The following is a 16274-nucleotide window of genomic DNA, read 5'->3' on the forward strand; positions in this document are numbered from 1 at the left end:
GAATAGCGCTGCCCGACCGGGCCCGATGGTGGTCCGATGGCGTCCGAGCCGGGCGGGTAGTGTGTCGGAATGCTCACTGTGACCTCCGTGAATGTGAATGGACTGCGCGCCGCCGTTCCCGGAGGCTCCTGCGAGGTTCCTAGGGCTTCGGCGGCACCGGGGCACCCGCACCCCGGCCGGCCTTGACGCCGTTCACCATCGCCTGGTGGATCGCCCGCGCGGTGGTCTCGTCGTGCGCGGGCAGCGGGCTGCCGGAGACGGTGTACCAGTCCAGCGCGCCGGTGTACTGGACGGTCAGCTCCACCTTGCCGTCCACCCAGGTGGTGTGCACCGTGAGATCGCCGGAGATCGGGCCGATCTCGGCGGTGCTCACCCCACCGGGGCCGCTGATGATCGATTGGGTGGTCCAGGTCGCCCACGACGTGCGCGGGTCCGCGGGCGGCCGGGCCTGGCGGTTTCCTTGGTCGTGTTCGGTCATGCGCCTATCCTCCCCCGCGGGTGGCCCGCCGCCGGAGCAGCGACACCTGCGGTAACGGCGACCGCCCGGTCCCACCGGGCGGTCGAGTCGGTTCCGCGGACGGTCAGCCGGTCTGGCCTGGCTCGTCCAGCATGGTGTCGCCCTCCGCCTGGGAGGTGTCCTGCGCGTGCAGGTTCTGCATCGAGGTGATGCCCTCCTCGGGGTCCGCGGCGCGGACGTCCTCGTTCTCCTCGGTGCTCACCTTGGACCGGTCGCTCATGTCGGTCATTGCGGGCTCCGTCTCCTCGGCCGGCCCGGTTGCGCCCGGGCCGGAGGCGCGGCAGGGCCGGTGCTGTCTGTCGCCCTTCAAGCCTGCCTCCGCCCCGGCGCCGGGGCCAGCCGGGTGACCCGGGGAGCGTCCCGGGAAGGTCCCGCGGATTCACACGGTCGTCACCAGGTCACCGGCAGCGACCGCATGCCGTAGATGAACGAGTCGGTCCGGAAGGCGAGTTCGTCGCGGGGGACGGTCAGCCGCAACCCCGGCAGCCGCCGGAACAGCGTGGTCAGCGCGATCTGGAGCTCGGCGCGGGCCAGCGGCTGGCCGAGGCACTGGTGCACGCCGAAGCCGAAGGCCATGTGCCGCCGGGCGTCCCGGTCCAGGTCCAGCTCGTCGACCGACGACCGGTCGGCGCCGCCGAACACCTCCTCGTCCCGGTTGGCGGTGGAGAGCATCGCGATCACGCCCTCCCCGGCCCTGACCGTCGTGCCGCCCAGCTCCACGTCCTCCAGTGCCACTCGGGGCACCCCGGTGTGCACGATGGTCAGCAGGCGCAGCAGCTCCTCCACCGCGCCGGGCACCGCGGCCGGGTCGGCCAGCCTGGCGATCTGCTCGGGCCGGTCCAGCAGCAGGGCGGTGGAGAGCGCGATCATGTTCGCGGTCGTCTCGTGCCCGGCGATCAGCAGCAGCAGGCCGGTGCTGGCGACCTCGCGCGCGGTCAGATCGTCCCGGGTGGCGAGCCGGCTGAGGATGTCGTCCTCCGGCCGCTCCCGCTTGCGGGCCGCCAGCGCCCGCAGGTACCCCAGCAGCTCCTCCTGGGCCTCCAGGAGCCGCTCCAGCGTGTTGGTGTTGTTGAGCAGCGTCCGGCTGACGCGCTGGAAGAACTCGCGGTCCTCGTACGGCACGCCGAGCAGCAGGCAGATCACCAGGGAGGGGACGGGCAGCGCGAAGTCGGCGACCAGGTCGGCCTCGGCGCGGTCCCCGGTCATCGCGTCCAGCGCCTCGTCCACGATCCGCTGGATGTCGGGGCGCATCGCCTCGACCCGCTTGACCAGGAAGTCCCCGGTGACCATCCGGCGCAGCCGGGCGTGCTCGGGGTCGTCGAGCCGCAGGAAGCTCGGGTTCTCGGCGATCCGCTCCCGGCTGCCGGCGATCAGCACCGGGAACGACGGATGGCGCGGGTCCGCGCTGAACCGGCGGTCGGACAGGACGGTGCGGACCTCGGCGTAACCGGTGGCCAGCCAGCAGGGCTCGCCCCCGGGCACGTCGGCGCGGGTCAGCGGGGCGGTGGCGGCGGCCTCGGTGTAGGCGGGTGGCGGGCCGAACGGGCACCCGACGGAGTGCCGGGCGGGGAGCGGGACGGCGTGGGTGGTGGGTGTGCTCGTCAAGGCGGGGGTCTCCTTGCGTCGCGGTGCTGCGCCGGTTTGGGTGGCGGTGGCGGTCCGTCAATAGTGGTTGCGGCCCGTGGACATGGCGGTACAGGACCGGCGTCGGCCGGTCTCCGGTCAGTCGTCGATCTCGGCCGGCCCGTCCTCGACCACGGTGATCGCGCCGCCCGGGCAGAGCTGCGCGGCCAGCCTGAGGTCGTCGAACTGGTCCGGGCGGAAGGAGGTCTGACGAAGTCTCACCAGACTGTCGTGGTCGTCCTGGTCGAACACCTCGGGAACGTTCGTGACGCACATCCCGGAGCTGCAACAGCGGTCCCGGTCGACACTCACCCGCATGGTCGGGCACCTCTCGCCAGTGCGCCGCCGGCTGCCCGGCGGCCGACTCTCGTTGTCATGGCCAACCTAACCGCCGTTCCTCCGTCCACGGATGGTGCCGTGGTCGGATCGCCGAGAATGGCCGATTCGGTGCCCGTCGGCGCCTCGGGGCGGCCGGGCAGGTTTGGAGGGGCGACGCCCCGGCGGACGGGCGGCACCCGTGGACCGCGCCGCCCGCTGCCACCGGGCTCACGAATCCCTCAGCGGCGGCGATCTCCCGCACCGTCACGACGGTGTCGGCCTCGACGGCGGACTCGTCCGTCCGGTGGCGCACCACCCGGGCGGACCGCTGGACCGGACCGGCCGGATAGCGGGGGCCGCGCCGCACCCCGTCGAACGCGATCTCGACGACCGGTTCCGGCCGGACCCGCACCGTCCAGGCGCCCCGCCCGGTCTCCCGGGCCGGCGGCCCGGTGGTCTGCCGGGCGAGCGTCTCGCCGGTCAGGCCCTTGACGGTCTTGCCGAGCACCGCCCATGGGCCCAGCCCTGACCTGGCTCGTTCACGCCCCGCCGGCCGGTCTGGTCCGTTCGGGTGGCGATGGCAAGGCGCCGGAGTGGCGTGCGTGACGGGTGGTGTCGGACGGGGTGGTGGTGAGTGGTGGTCCGACGGGGCGTCATGCTTGGGGATCGCAAGGTTCACCGAGTGATGGAGACCGAGATGAGTGAGACCACCAAGACCGCCTGGCGGGTCGGTGCGCCCGAGCCCGGCGACTACGCCGCGTGGCGTGAACTCTACCGGGGTTACTGCGAGTTCTACCGGGTGGCGAGCCCGGATGAGAAGGCCGAGCTGGTGTGGTCCTGGATCACCGATCCGGAGCACGAGGTGTCGGCGCTGCTGGTTCGGGACGAGGACGGCCGGCCGGTCGGGCTGGCCCACTACCGGCCGTTCTCCCGGCCGCTGCACGGGACGGTCGGCTGCTTCCTGGACGATCTGTTCGTGATGCCGGAGATCCGGGGCGGCGGGGCGGTGGACGCGCTGTTGGGCCGCCTGCGGGAAATCGCGGCCGAACGCGGGTGGAACACCGTGCGCTGGATCACCTCCGAGGACAATTACCGGGCCCGCGGAAAATATGACCAGGTCGCCACCCAGGTCAGGTTCATCACCTACGACATGGCTCCGGAGACCCCGGCCGGCTGAGTCCGCGACGCGATCGCCGGACATTCGTTCGGAGTTTCTGTTATCGACGCCCCGCCGGGAGGTCTCCCAAGTGTCGACACCCGACCAGTCGACCCGGAACAGAAAGCGTGGCCACGTGAACAGCGACGACAGGACGACCATCCTCCCGGCGAGCGGAGGCAGCGCCGACGGCGGCCGCGGGAGTGGTACCCGTGGCCGCCCCGGCGGTCGGGCGGCGCGGCGGGCTGCCGAGCGGCACTCCGGCCAGGGGAAGCGGGCGCGGCGGCGCGGCGGGATCGTGCCGGTCGCCGCGGTCGTCGCCGCAGTGGCCGGCACCGGGTTGTTCGCCGCGCTGGCCGGCGCGGGCTACGCGGCGTACGGCGGAAAGCAGGCCGACCGCGACACGGCCGCCCAGTCGCTGTCCGCCGACGCGCTGATCTCCGCGGAGCTGGGCACGCACGGGGGCATCCAGGTCCCCGGCACGGGGGGAACGAACCCGGACCTGCCGGTGCCGGTGCCGGTGAGCCCGACGACCGAGGCCCCGAGCGCCCCGGCGGCCACTCCGGCGACCACCGCTCCGGCCTCCCCGACGGCTTCCGCCTCCGCCGCTCCGACCGCCGCCCCCAGCGCCACCACCGCCACGGCCCCGGTGGCCAAGGCGGCTCCGCTCTCCAGCCGTCCCGCCTCCGCCGCCCCCGCTCCCGTGGCGGCCAGGCGTCCCGGTGGTGCCCCGCAGGTGGGTGGGGGAGCGGCCCCGGGCTACGCCCAGCAGGTCGTGGACCTGGTCAACGTCCAGCGTGCCAAGGCCGGCTGCGGACCGGTCAGCGCCGAGCCCCGGCTGGCGAGCGCGGCCCAGTCGCACAGCGACGACATGGCCAACCGCAACTACTTCGACCACGCCAGCCCCGAGGGCGAGCACGCCGACCACCGCATCGAGGCGGCCGGCTACAGCTGGAGCACCTGGGGAGAGAACATCGCCCGGGGCCAGAAGGACCCGGCCGCCGTGATGGACGCCTGGATGAACAGCCCCGGCCACCGGGCCAACATCCTGAACTGCTCGTTCAACCAGCTCGGCGTGGGCGTGCGGACCGGCGCCAACGGTCCGTGGTGGACCCAGGTGTTCGCCGCCCCGGAGTGACCGGCCCCGGTCCGGTCTGACGGGGGACCGGTCGACGGGGGACCGCGCCAACCAGTCCGGTCCGATTTTCCGATTCCGTGCACATTGTTGTTATCTGATCACTCCCCATAGGTCTCCGAGGAGGCGGCGGCGGACGGAAACACGGCAACACGGAGTGCGGACCATGAACGCTGATGTGCAGAACAGCACCGGGACCACCCTGGTGCTCGCGGCGCAGGCAGGTGACCGGCAGGCGCGGGAGGCGCTGGTCGCCGCCTGGCTGCCGCTCGTCTACAACGTGGCCGGCCGCGCCCTCGGCGGCCACGCCGACGTGGACGACGTCGCGCAGGAGACCATGATCCGGGCCCTGGACGGCCTGGAAGGGCTCCGTGACCCGGATTCCTTCCGGTCCTGGCTGGTCGCCATCACCATGAACCAGGTGCGCCGCCGTCACGCCGCCGGCCGGCAGCAGCCGACCGTCGGAGGTCTGGACGAGACCTGGGAGGTCGCCGACCCGCGGGCCGACTTCACCGACCTCACCATCCTGCGCCTCGGCCTGTCCGGCCAGCGCCGCGAGGTGGCCGAGGCCACCCGCTGGCTGGACCCCGACGACCGCGAGCTGCTCTCCCTCTGGTGGTTGGAGGCCGTCGGCGAACTCACCCGCGCCGAACTCGCCGAGGCCCTCGGCCTGAGCCCACAGCACACCGCCGTACGGGTGCAGCGGATGAAGAAGCAGCTCGAAGCGGGCCGCGTCGTCGTCCGCGCGCTCTGCGCCTACCCCCGCTGCCCCGGGCTGACCGAGCTCACCACGGGATTCGACGGCACCCCGAACTCGGTCTGGCGCAAGCGCATCGCCCGCCACATCCGGGACTGCGCGGACTGCGGCAGCCTCGGCCGTGACCTCTTCCCGGCCGAGGGACTGCTGGCCGGCCTCGCCCTGGTGCCGATCCCGCTCGACTCGCCCGCGCTGCTGCACTTCCAGCACGCCGCGGCCACCGCCGCCACCGCCGCCACCCCGACCGCCGCCACCGGAGCGGGCTCCGCCCACGGAGGCGCCACCACCGGCGGCCCGGGTGCCGGAGCCCACACCGGAACCGGCGCGCACCCGGGCACGGGCGGGGGAGGGCAGGGCGGCTGGGCCGGCAGCGCGACCCGCAAGGCGATGCTGGCGAGCGGAGCCGCGGCGGCGGTCGCCGTGACCACCCTCGCGCTGGTCTGGCCGCAGAGCGGCGAGCCCCAGCGGGCGACGGCACCGGAGCCCGCCACCCCGGTAACCGTCCAGGACACCCCGACCGCCGCCGCCGCGTCGGCCGCCGTCGCACCCACGCCCATGGCGACGCCGACCCTGACGCAGTCCCAGACGCCGAGCGCGCCCCCGACGCCCACACCGACGCCGAGCACGACCCGCACGGCCGCCGCGACACCGCAGCCCAACCCGGAGCGCCAGCTGGTCGACCTGGTCAACGCCGAACGCGCCAAGACCGGCTGCGCACCGCTGCGGATCGACCCCAGGCTGCACGGCTCGGCCCAGAAGCACGCGGACGACATGGCCACCCGCGGCTTCTTCGACCACGTCAACCCGGACGGCGTCCGTACCGATGTCCGGATCACCGCCACCGGCTACCGCTGGTCCCAGTGGGGCGAGAACCTCGACCGGGGCCCGACCACCCCGGCCGCCGTCTTCGCCCGCTGGATGGACGGCGGAATCCACCAGTCCAACATGCTCGACTGCGGGTTCAAGGACATCGGCGTCGGCTTCGCCACCGGCTCGGCCGGCACCCCCTACTGGACCCAGGACCTCGGCGCCCCGATGCCCTGAGCCACCAGCGGGGACTACGCGGGAGTGACCGCCACCAGACCGTCGGCCGACCCCGTCACGTAGCCCGTGGCCTGCCCGACGACGCCACCCGCGTCACCGACCTGCCCGGGCAGCACGTCCGGAGCACTGCTCAGCGGCCCGGGCAGACCCTCCTGCCCGCCCACGGCACTGGCGTGCGCGCTCGGCGCGGTGAGGGACGCCACGACGCCGACGGCGAGCGAGGCGACGGCAAGCATGCTGCGCTTCTTCATGGCCGGTCCAACGAGGCCGCGCCGGAAGGGTTACGGCCGGCCGCCGGTCATGAGCCCACCGCTGAGCCGCAGTCCGACACCCATCAGGAGACCTCCGTTCATTCGTCCGATCGCGCTGAGGAGGTTGGGGATGTCGGGGACGTCGGGGACGTCGGGGACGTCGGGGGTGTGTCGGACGATTCCGCCGGGAGCAGCCGCGCCGGCTCACGGTGGAGACCGCACGGGAACGTTGGACGGCCCGCGAGCCGACCGGGACTGTGCCGGGCGGCGGGCGGGCCGTGGGGACCACCATGGCCCCACCCACCCCGGCAGGTCAGGGCGTGCGCGGGCCGATCGGGCGCACGGCGGCGCGCCGGGCGTGCACCAGCAGCCCCAGCCGCGCCGTCAGGGCGCCCCGAAGTCCTGGGGCACCGGGGGCCCGCCCGTCACTGCGGCCCCACGCCCCGACGCGGAAACCGCCCGGACGGGAGGACCGCGTGATCCGTGGGATGGACGAGACCCGTCCGACCCGCGCGATCCGGCGACATGCCGTCCTCCCCCGGACGGCTCACGGTGATGGCGGGACCCCCGGGCGCGGACTAACGTCAGGAGTGCTTCGTCCCCTGACGGACGAGCCACGGCCGTCGGAACTCCTGGCCAGGTCCGGCGGCCGTACTTTCATGTCCCGGCACCGCACGCCCGGCGCACGCACCCCGTAGGCTGGCCGCCGAGACGCCGCCCGCGAACCGGATGCCAGGAGCCGCCGTGACCAGCCCAGCCTCCCCCGTCCTGGTGGTCGGCGAGTGCGTCGCCGACATCGTCCGGACGGACGGGGCCCCGGACCGGGTGCACCCCGGCGGCAGCCCGGCGAACGTCGCGTACGGCCTGGCCCGGCTGGGCCGCCCGGCCACGTTGCTCACCGAGCTGGGGCCGGACGCCAACGGCCGGCTGATCCGCCGGCACCTGGAGTCGGCGGGCGTGCGGGTCCGGGCCGCCGAGGTCGCCCGGACGCCCTCGGCCGTGGTGGAACTGGACGGGCGGGGGCAGGCCCAGTACACCTTCGACATCGGCTGGACGCTTCCGCCGACCGGGCTGACCGGGCCGACCGGTCTCGCCGAGCCGCCGGCGGCGATCCACCTCGGCTCGATCGCGGCGGTCACCGAGCCGGGCGCGGCATCGGTCCTGGCGCTGGTGGAGCACTGGCACGGCCGGGCGCGGATCAGCTACGACCCGAACGTGCGGCCCGCGCTGATGGGCGACCGGGCCGGGGCCGTCCGCCGGGTCGAGCGCTGCGTGGCGTTGAGCGACCTGGTCAAGGCCAGCGACGAGGACCTGGCGTGGCTCTATCCGGGGGAGCGGCCCGAGGCGGTCGCCGAGCGCTGGCTGTCCCTCGGGCCCTCGACGGTCGCGGTCACCCTCGGCGCGCAGGGTGCGTTCGCCCGCACCGCCGAGGGCGGGCACGTCGAGGTCGCGGCCGTCCCGGTGCGGGTGGCGGACACCGTCGGCGCCGGGGACTCCTTCATGGCAGCCCTCCTCGACGCCCGCGCGACCGGTGCCGACCTCCCCGGCTGCCTCACCCGCGCGGTGACGGCGGCCGCGCTGACCGTCGCCCGCCCGGGTGCCAATCCGCCCTCGGCGGCCGAACTCGCGGCGGCGCTGGCGGGCACGAGGGTGGACGGCCGGGTACCCGCACGGGAGCCCTCCTCGGCCGCCGAGGCCCCGCGGACCCGCTCAACCGGCTGACCGCCCGACGGCCGTGAGGTCCTTCCCGTACCAGATCTCGGCGTACGGGCTGCTGCTGTAGGCGGGTATCTCCCGGTATCCGTGCCGGGTGTACACCGCGCGGGCCTCGACCAGGTCGAGGCGGGTGTCGAGGACGATCCGGTCGGCGCCGAGGGAGCGGGCGGCCAGGTCGACGGCGGCCAGCAGGGCGGCACCGCCGCCGGTGCCGCGCAGGTCGGCACGGACGAAGACGCGGGTCAGCTCGGCGGTGGTGGCGTCGAGTCGGCGGAGCCCGGCACAGGAGTGGGCGACGCCGTCGTGGCGGCCGATCAGGAAGAGGCCGTCGGGGGCGGCGAGGTCGTCGCTGGGGGAGTCGGCCAGGCCGGATTCGAGCTCCTCGGCGGTGCCCTCCCGGCCGAGGTGGAGGCGGTAGTAGCGGTTGGCCACGTCGTAGTAGTACTCGCGCAGCAGGCCGAGGGCCTCGGGGGTGGTCACGTCGGCGGTGGCGACGGTCCAGAGGTCGGATCGGTGGGGCGCGGTGTTCGTCATGCGCGCATGATCCGGTTCGCGCTCCGTCGGCGCAATCGGATTTCCCGGCGTTGGCGAGCGGCCGTGACCAGCCGTGATCAGCCGTGATCGGTCGCGAGAGGTCGCGATCGGCCGCCCGGGCAGAGGAACGGCCGGGTCTCCGGTGGGTCGTTGCCCCGGGCGGGTGACGAGGGGATTGGCGGTGGTGCACGGCGGGGGAGCAGTGCAGCTATGAACAGACCATCAGTTTGTCGTATTGGTGGGGGTCTGAGGGGATACCAGGGAGTCCGGAGGAGTCTGCTGGCCGCCGTCTGCCTCTCCGCCGTCCTCGCCGGCTGCGCCGGTCCGTCCACTCCCGCCGTGCCGAAGACCGCCCCGGCCGACGCGAACGCGGCGCTCGCCGCCCCGGCCGAAGCCCCGGCCGCGGAAGCCGCCGCCCAGGGTGCCGCCGAGGCCGACGAACACGCGGGCGCCCGGCCCGCCGCCCCGCCGCAGCTCCCCGGAGCGGCCCGCAAGGAGGAGGAGAGCAGCGGCGACACGATGGCCCGCCAGGAGGCGGCCACCCGAACCGCCCTGGAGACGGCCCAGCGGTGGGGGCTGGACCAGGTGCCGCTCAAGGCCCCGCCGCGTCCGGCCGCCAGGGTCGTGCTCACCGAGGGGCAGGGCGTCAAGCTCGCGGACGGCCGGCCGCCCGTGGTCTACCGGGTACCGACCGACGACAAGGTGGTCTTCCTGACCGTCGACGACGGCGACGAGAAGGACCCGGAGTTCTCCCGGATGGCCGAGGAACTGGGCATCCCGCTCAGCGCCTACGTCTCCGACTACCTGGCCCGCGAGAACTACGGCTACTTCCGCGACCTCCACGCCCAGGGCGTGGAGATCAACAACCACACGATCAACCACCGCAACCTGAAGGTCCTGGACTACGACACCCAGCACCAGGAGATCTGCAACCAGCAGGACCAGCTGGAGCGGCAGATCGGCGTCCGCCCCCGGCTGTTCCGGCCGCCGTACGGTGAGTACAACGACGACACGCTGCTCGCGGCGGCCTCCTGCGGGGTGGCGGCGGTGCCGCTGTGGAACGAGGAGGCGTTCCCGGACCACATGGAGTGGCGCTACGACGACCGGAAGCTGCACCCGGGGGACATCATCCTGACCCACTTCCGGGGCACCGGCCTCTGGAACGCCTCCATGCCGGACCTGCTGCGCAAGGTCGTCAACGACGTCACCGCGCAGGGCTTCGCCCTGGCCCGGCTGGACGACTACCTGTAGCGAACGGCACCGCCGCGGCCCCGGACCAGGACGGTCCGGGGCCGCGGCGGTGCGAGGACCGGACTCAGCCGAGCGAGAGGGCGTCGAGGTACACCCAGGCGCCCTCGTAGCGCACGAAGCGGCTGTTCTCGGTGAGCACGCCCTTCTCTCCGCCCTCGGTCCAGTGCGCCCGGAAGGCGACCGTGCCCTCCGCGTGGAACGCGCCGCCCTCGGTGGTGGCGACCACCTCCAGGGCGGTCCAGCGCAGGCCCGGGTCGAAGTCGACCTCGGCCGGCCGGGTGTCCGGGTGCCAGGTGCGCAGCAGGTAGGCCTCGTCCTGCGCGGCGAAGGCGCTGAACCGGGAGCGCATCAGGGACTCGGCGGTGGTGGCCGCCGTCTGGCCCCGGTGCATCCGCCCGCAGCAGTCGCCGTAGGCGGCGGGCAGGCCGCACGGGCAGGGCGAGGAGGGCAGCAGCCGGGGCGCGGCGGCGCGGGGCGCGGTACGACGTCGGGACATGCCGTCCATTGTCTCCCACCCCCGCGGCGGCTCCCCGGCCGCCCCGTGCACCCGGGGCGGTGAGCCGGGCGGCGCACCCGGGAACGGACGGCGCACTCAGGCGCGGGCGTCGCCGAACCAGTCGCGCAGCGCCCCGACCAGCCCGGCCGGGTCCGCTCGGCCGGGCTCGGCGGCCCAGGCGACGTAGCCGTCCGGGCGCAGCAGCAGGGCGCCGGCCGGTGGCTGCGCGCACTCGGCCGTGACGAGGTCCACCCGGTCCTGCCAGCCCGCCGCCGGGCCCGCGAGGCCGAGTTCCCCGCCTGTGAGGTCGATCAGCAACGGGCGTCCGGCGCGGGCGAGTTCGGCGATCCGGACGGTGCCGTCAGGGGTGGTCGCGGTGAGGTCCGGTGTGAAGAGTCCGGCCAGCGGGTGCGGGCAGCCGACCTGGTAGCGGACGTCGCTGCCCGCCATCAGCGCCGCGATCCGGCCGAGGTTGTCCGGGTGCTCCAGCAGCTCGCCGAACAGGGCGCGCACCGCGGTGGTCGCGGGGCCGGGGGACATCAGCGCCGTCTGGGCCTGGGAGTGCATGAAGACCCGTTCACCGACCGGGTGGCGTTCCCGGTGGTAGCTGTCCAGCAGCCCGGGCGGGGCCCAGCCGCGCAGCTCGGCGGCGAGTTTCCAGCCGAGGTTGGCGGCGTCCTGGAGGCCGAGGTTGAGGCCGGGGCCGCCGGTCGCGGCGTGCACGTGGGCGGCGTCGCCGACCAGCAGCACCCGGCCGTCGCGGTAGCGCTCGGCGAGCCGGGTGTTGTGGCCGACGGTGCGGCGCGGGGTGAACGGTCCGGCGGTACGGGCCGGGGCGAGCGGCAGATCGGCACCGGTCACCCGGCGGATGCTGGCGCGCAGCTCGTCCAGGGTGAGCGGGGTCCGCCGGTCCACCGGGGGGCCGCCCCACTCCATGGTGGCGACCATGACGGCTTCCGGGTCGAACGGGGCGATGACGAACACGCCGTGGTCGGTGCGGGTGTGGGTGTAGAAGCGGAACGGGGTCGGGCAGCCCGGCAGCAGGACCTCGCCGTTGCCGGTGAGGCGGATCCCCTCGGGCGGCAGCACGTGGGCGACGCGGGAGACCGGATCGGGCGAGGTGACGCCGGGGAAGCCGATCCCGGCGAGCTTGCGGACGGTGCTGTGGCCGCCGTCCGCGCCGACCAGGTAGCGGGCGCGCACCTGCCGGTCGCCGTCGGGGCCGTGGACGTCGACGGTCACCCCGGTCGGGTCCTGGCGCAGGCCGGTGACCTCGTGGTCGCGGCGCACGGTGACGCCCAGGTCGAGGAGGCGTTCCTCCAGCACCTCCTCGATCCGGTGCTGGGGCACGGGCGCGGCGTGGAACGGGTTCCGGGCGAGCCGGTCGAGGTCCAGCGGGAAGGCGCCGAAGACGAAGCGCGGTACGGGCCGGGGCGCGCCCGGGACGCCGCTGACCGGCTGGTGCAGGCCGCGGTGGTCGAGCAGCCGGAGCACCTGTCCGACCAGCCCGTTGGCCTTCTGCTCGCCCGAGCGCGCGGGCAGCCGGTCCAGGACCACCGGCCGGATCCCGGCCAGTGCCAGTTCGCCGGCCAGGAACAGCCCGACCGGTCCGGCGCCCACGACGACGACGTCGTCGATCATCTCGATTCTCCCTTGGACGAGGTGAGTTCACTGGTGTGACGGATCGGGCAGCCCGGCCGCCAGCTGCCGCAGCGCCTCGGCGAGCAGCGATTGGAACGGCACCGGCGGGTCGGCGACCAGGTACTGGTCGTTGGCGGCCTTGACGGCGGAGAGCGCGGCGGCGGTGACCAGCTTCGGGTAGAGGTCCCGGTCCGGGTCGGTGCCGGTCCGGGCGGCCACCGCGGCCGCGAGCCCGGCCGCGGTCCGCGCCCCGTCGCGCATCAGCTCGGCCTGGAGTGCCGGTTCGCGCAGCACCAGCCGGATGCCGGCGGTCCACTGCGGGTCCGGCTGCTCGGACATGCCGTCGTACGGTGCGAGCAGGGCCCGGGTGAGCGCCTCCCAGAGCGGTTCCCCGGGGGGCCGTCGCCGCAGCACCTCGGCGGACCGCAGGATCCGCTCGCGGTGCCGGTGGACGATCGCCTCGGCCTTGCTGGAGAAGTAGTTGTTGTACGTGCGGGGGGAGACCCCGGCCGCGGCCGCGATGTCCTCGACCCGGACGTTCTCCAGCCCCCGTTCCACGGCCAGGCGCAGTGCCGCCCAGCTGAGCGCCTCGCGCGTCGCGGCCTTCTTCCGTTCCCGCAGCCCGGGTTGACCCTTCGTCATGCGCACCACTGTCCCGCAGAACATGCGTGCCACGCAATAGTGCGTGGCGCGCAAGTTCTTGCCCGCCGGGCGGGCCGTGGCGAGCCGCCCGCCACCTGCGGTTCGTCGCTGGTAGTAGTTGCCTGGTCGCGGAGCGATCCCGAGGGGGAACCGGATCCCGCAGGTTTCCGGCGGGACGGCTCGACAGGACTTGAGGAGCGGTCATGGGTGGCAGACAGCGTCCGACGGGAGTGCGGGGGCCCCGCCGGGGCAGGCCCGCCGGCGGTGCCCGGGTGAACTCCCGGACGGAGTTCGCCCGCATCGAGGGGTTCCTGGCCTGGGAGGCGGAGGTCGCGGCGGCCGAACGGGACGCCCGCGCGTTCGCCGGGCAGTTCCCGTGGCTCCCGGCGGCGGAGCGGGAGGCCGTCGAACAGGCCTATGCCGCCGACCGGTTGCGCTACGCCGAGGAGGTGGTCGACCGCGCGGTCGAGCGGTGCCGCCGGCTGGCCGCCCGCTACCGCGTGGAGTGCCGCCGGCTCTGCGCCCGCTGGGCGGCGCTCTGCCTCTCCGTCACCCTGGCGGCGGCGCTGTTCGCCGTCCTCCCGGCCGTCCTGCGCGGCTGACCGGGACCGGGCCCGCCCCGAGGTGCCCGGGCATGACGAGGTGCTTGGGCACGACGAGGTGCCGGGGCACGACGAGGGCCCGCTGTGCCGGAGACGACACAGCGGGCCCTCGTCGGTGCCGCCGTCGGGATCAGTGGTGGCCGTGGCCGCTGCTGATCTCCTCGTGCTCCTCGACGGTGGGCTTGGCGATCTGGCTGCCCTCGCCGTAGAAGCCGCGGGACAGCTTCACCCGCGCGCGGGTCCACAGTCCGGCCTTGCGGGCCACCCCGTTCTCGTCCACCTCGGGCGGCAGTTCGGAGGGCTGCGGCTGGTCGTGCGAGGTGAGGGTGTGGAGCCGGCCCTGCGGCAGCGGGGCGTGCACCTCGACGAACTCACCGTGCTGGAGCCGGTTGATGACGCCCGTCTCCCGGCCGTGCAGCACCTTGTCCCGGTCCCGCCGCTGGAGGCCCATGGCCCACCGCTTGGCGACCACGAAGGCGACCACCGGCACGGTGAAGAAGCCGACCCGCACCGCGTAGGTGATGGCGTTGATCGAGAGGTGGAAGTGGGTGGCCAGCAGGTCGTTGCCGCCGCCGGCCAGCAGGAGCAGGTAGAGGCTCATCCAGGCCACGCCGAAGCCGGTGCGGACCGGGGCGTTGCGAGGCCGGTCGGCGATGTGGTGCTCGCCCCGGTCCCCGGTGATCCAGGCCTCCAGGAACGGGTAGCACCAGATGACCAGCAGCACGGTCGGGAAGACCATCAGCGGGACGAACACCCCGAGGTTGAGGGTGTGGCCGCCCCAGACGCTGATCTCCCAGCCGGGCATCACGCGCACCAGGCCCTCGGAGAAGCCCATGTACCAGTCCGGTTGGGCGTCGGTGGACACCTGGTCCGGACGGTACGGCCCGTACGCCCAGATCGGGTTGATCGTGGCGATCGCCGACATCACCGCGACCACGCCGAAGACCAGGAAGAAGAAGCCGCCCGCCTTGGCCATGTAGACCGGCATCAACGGCATGCCGACGACGTTCTGGTTGGTCCGGCCGGGCCCGGCGAACTGGGTGTGCTTGTGGTAGAAGACCAGGATCAGGTGCGCCGCGAGCAGGCCCACCATGATTCCCGGGATCAGCAGGATGTGGACGGTGAACAGCCGGGGGATGATGTCGGTGCCCGGGAACTCGCCGCCGAACATGAAGAACTGCAGGTACGTCCCGACGATCGGGACGGACAGGATGGCGCCCTCCATGAAGCGGATGCCGGTGCCGGAGAGCAGGTCGTCGGGCAGTGAGTAGCCCATGAAGCCGTCGAACATGCCGAGGATCAGCAGCAGCGCGCCGAAGACCCAGTTGATCTCGCGGGGCTTGCGGAAGGCGCCGGTGAAGAAGACGCGCAGCATGTGCGTCAGCATCGAGGCGATGAAGACGACCGCGGCCCAGTGGTGGATCTGGCGCATCAGCAGGCCGCCGCGCACGTCGAAGCTGATCCTGATCGTCGAGTTGTAGGCCTCGGACATCGAGATGCCCCTGAGCGGGACGTACGCCCCGTCGTAGACGACCTCGCCCATGCTCGGATTGAAGAACAGGGTGAGCCAGACGCCCGTCAGGATGATGATGACGAAGGTGTAGAGCGCGATCTCGCCCAGCATGAAGGACCAGTGGTCGGGAAAGATCTTGCGCAGGTTGGACTTGGCCAGGGAGTAGATGCCGAGCCGGCCGTCGGTCCAGTCGGCGAGGGCCTCGGCCTTGTTGGCGGGCTCGGCGCGCGTGGTGGTCACCGGTCCCGGCTGCGACTGCTGGTCGGCTCTCACGACGGGCTCCCCGGCGTCCTCGGCGTGCCGGGCTGGAGGCCCGCCGGCGGGAACGCCGGCCGGCGAAGTGTTGTGATCATGGGACCTCTCGATGCGGGCCCGCCGGCCGGACCGGCGCGCGGACCAGGTGTTCCACGGGACCCGTTGCTCAGGGTGATGGAGCGCTTACTCTGTCATGCTGTCGGCAGGGGGCCGACTGTGCACGTCCATCGGCCCGTCCGGCCGCGCGTGTCGGGCCGGACGGGGGCTCTGCCGCCCGATCGGCTGGCCCCCGGTCGGCCCAACGGGTGCCGATGCTGCGGTCGAGTGCCGCTGAACCGTTTCGGCGCGCGCCGCGTCCGGGGGCCGCGCGGTTCGGGGCCTACGCTGCGCCAATGGTGGATCAGCGTGAACTCTTCGAGGACGTCACCGAGGCTCTGGCCCGCGCCGGGTTCGACACCGGGCCGGACTCCTCGCCGCTGTGGATCGACCGTCACCCCGAGGGCGTGGTGGTCGGCTGGACGCCGGGTGCGGAGCCGGGCCGGACACCGTCCCGGGAGGCGCTCGCGGCGCTGAGCGGCGCGGCCGCGGTCGTGCTGCGCGAGTGCGGCTACCTGGTCGCCGGAACGGAGGAGGGGGACCTGCTGGTGCGTTCCGCCGAACCGGTGACGGTCCCCGAGTCGGCCGAGCCGGAGGCGGTGCCGGAGCAGTGGTGGGGGTGAAGCGGGCCTCCTGACGATCCCCCACCTGCCGGTTTGACCGGTGCACGGGCGATCTCATACCGAATCATTACCTTCGTCGGGGGCTCTGTTGACCCGGCCGGCTC

17 protein-coding genes are annotated in these 16274 nt (G+C 73.7%); 7 read left to right on the forward strand and 10 right to left on the reverse strand.

Annotated elements, in window-relative coordinates; genetic code table 11:
- Positions 1-139: 139 nt before the first annotated feature.
- From ACFRAR_RS32080 to ACFRAR_RS32095, 4 genes are all read right to left on the reverse strand, one after another.
- Entirely contained in the window at positions 140-478 is a 339-nt protein-coding gene (locus ACFRAR_RS32080; protein ID WP_380702630.1) for a hypothetical protein, read from the reverse strand.
- Between the two features lie 103 nt (positions 479-581).
- Positions 582-746 (reverse strand): hypothetical protein, encoded by a 165-nt coding sequence (locus ACFRAR_RS32085; protein ID WP_380702632.1) that lies wholly within the window; start codon positions 744-746, stop codon positions 582-584.
- Between the two features lie 161 nt (positions 747-907).
- Positions 908-2122, reverse strand: a complete 1215-nt coding sequence (locus ACFRAR_RS32090; RefSeq protein WP_380702634.1) for a cytochrome P450 — start codon at positions 2120-2122, stop codon at positions 908-910.
- A 117-nt stretch (positions 2123-2239) separates the two neighbouring features.
- On the reverse strand, positions 2240-2458 hold the full coding sequence (locus tag ACFRAR_RS32095; RefSeq protein ID WP_380702636.1) for a ferredoxin: 219 nt from the start codon (positions 2456-2458) through the stop codon (positions 2240-2242).
- Positions 2459-3155: 697 nt separating this feature from the next.
- On the opposite strand from ACFRAR_RS32095, the gene ACFRAR_RS32100 reads away from it, so the two are divergent.
- From ACFRAR_RS32100 to ACFRAR_RS32110, 3 genes are all read left to right on the forward strand, one after another.
- Positions 3156-3635: a GNAT family N-acetyltransferase gene (locus ACFRAR_RS32100; protein ID WP_380702638.1), complete on the forward strand. Its 480-nt coding sequence runs from the start codon at positions 3156-3158 to the stop codon at positions 3633-3635.
- 115 nt (positions 3636-3750) lie between these two features.
- Complete coding sequence (locus ACFRAR_RS32105) at positions 3751-4752, forward strand: CAP domain-containing protein (protein ID WP_380702640.1); 1002 nt, start codon at positions 3751-3753, stop codon at positions 4750-4752.
- Between the two features lie 163 nt (positions 4753-4915).
- The gene (locus tag ACFRAR_RS32110) at positions 4916-6550 is read left to right on the forward strand and encodes a sigma-70 family RNA polymerase sigma factor (protein WP_380702642.1); all 1635 of its coding nucleotides are present in this window, start codon (positions 4916-4918) and stop codon (positions 6548-6550) included.
- 14 nt (positions 6551-6564) lie between these two features.
- Here ACFRAR_RS32110 and ACFRAR_RS32115 read toward each other — a convergent pair whose 3' ends face one another.
- The gene (locus ACFRAR_RS32115; protein WP_380702644.1) at positions 6565-6801 is read right to left on the reverse strand and encodes a hypothetical protein; all 237 of its coding nucleotides are present in this window, start codon (positions 6799-6801) and stop codon (positions 6565-6567) included.
- A gap of 744 nt (positions 6802-7545) precedes the next feature.
- Between ACFRAR_RS32115 and ACFRAR_RS32120 the strand changes: the two genes are divergently transcribed.
- Entirely contained in the window at positions 7546-8523 is a 978-nt protein-coding gene (locus tag ACFRAR_RS32120; protein WP_380702646.1) for a carbohydrate kinase, read from the forward strand.
- Here ACFRAR_RS32120 and ACFRAR_RS32125 read toward each other — a convergent pair.
- Positions 8512-9051 carry a GNAT family N-acetyltransferase gene (locus ACFRAR_RS32125; RefSeq protein WP_380702648.1) on the reverse strand — a complete coding sequence of 180 codons (540 nt, stop codon included), beginning with the start codon at positions 9049-9051 and terminating at the stop codon, positions 8512-8514. The genes ACFRAR_RS32120 and ACFRAR_RS32125 overlap by 12 nt on opposite strands.
- A 339-nt stretch (positions 9052-9390) precedes the next feature.
- Here ACFRAR_RS32125 and ACFRAR_RS32130 point away from each other — a divergent pair, with 339 nt between their 5' ends.
- Positions 9391-10302, forward strand: coding sequence for a polysaccharide deacetylase family protein (locus tag ACFRAR_RS32130; protein ID WP_380702650.1), 912 nt, complete (start codon positions 9391-9393; stop codon positions 10300-10302).
- A 64-nt stretch (positions 10303-10366) separates the two neighbouring features.
- On the opposite strand, the gene ACFRAR_RS32135 is transcribed toward ACFRAR_RS32130, so the two are convergent.
- The 3 genes from ACFRAR_RS32135 to ACFRAR_RS32145 form a co-directional block, all read right to left on the reverse strand.
- Positions 10367-10798: a YchJ family protein gene (locus tag ACFRAR_RS32135; RefSeq protein ID WP_380702652.1), complete on the reverse strand. Its 432-nt coding sequence runs from the start codon at positions 10796-10798 to the stop codon at positions 10367-10369.
- Between the two features lie 96 nt (positions 10799-10894).
- Positions 10895-12439, reverse strand: coding sequence for an FAD-dependent monooxygenase (locus tag ACFRAR_RS32140; RefSeq protein ID WP_380702654.1), 1545 nt, complete (start codon positions 12437-12439; stop codon positions 10895-10897).
- Positions 12440-12466: 27 nt separating this feature from the next.
- Positions 12467-13081, reverse strand: a complete 615-nt coding sequence (locus ACFRAR_RS32145) for a TetR family transcriptional regulator (protein ID WP_380702656.1) — start codon at positions 13079-13081, stop codon at positions 12467-12469.
- A 272-nt stretch (positions 13082-13353) separates the two neighbouring features.
- Between ACFRAR_RS32145 and ACFRAR_RS32150 the strand changes: the two genes are divergently transcribed.
- On the forward strand, positions 13354-13683 hold the full coding sequence (locus ACFRAR_RS32150; protein WP_380702658.1) for a cytochrome C oxidase subunit I: 330 nt from the start codon (positions 13354-13356) through the stop codon (positions 13681-13683).
- A gap of 130 nt (positions 13684-13813) precedes the next feature.
- Here the strand turns inward: ACFRAR_RS32150 and ACFRAR_RS32155 are convergent, their stop codons facing one another.
- The gene (locus ACFRAR_RS32155) at positions 13814-15436 is read right to left on the reverse strand and encodes a cytochrome bc complex cytochrome b subunit (protein ID WP_380702686.1); all 1623 of its coding nucleotides are present in this window, start codon (positions 15434-15436) and stop codon (positions 13814-13816) included.
- Positions 15437-15843: 407 nt separating this feature from the next.
- On the opposite strand from ACFRAR_RS32155, the gene ACFRAR_RS32160 reads away from it, so the two are divergent.
- On the forward strand, positions 15844-16170 hold the full coding sequence (locus tag ACFRAR_RS32160; protein WP_380702660.1) for a hypothetical protein: 327 nt from the start codon (positions 15844-15846) through the stop codon (positions 16168-16170).
- Positions 16171-16274: the final 104 nt, after the last annotated feature.

This window comes from Kitasatospora sp. NPDC056651, assembly GCF_042792155.1.
Taxonomy (GTDB): Bacteria; Actinomycetota; Actinomycetes; order Streptomycetales; family Streptomycetaceae; genus Kitasatospora.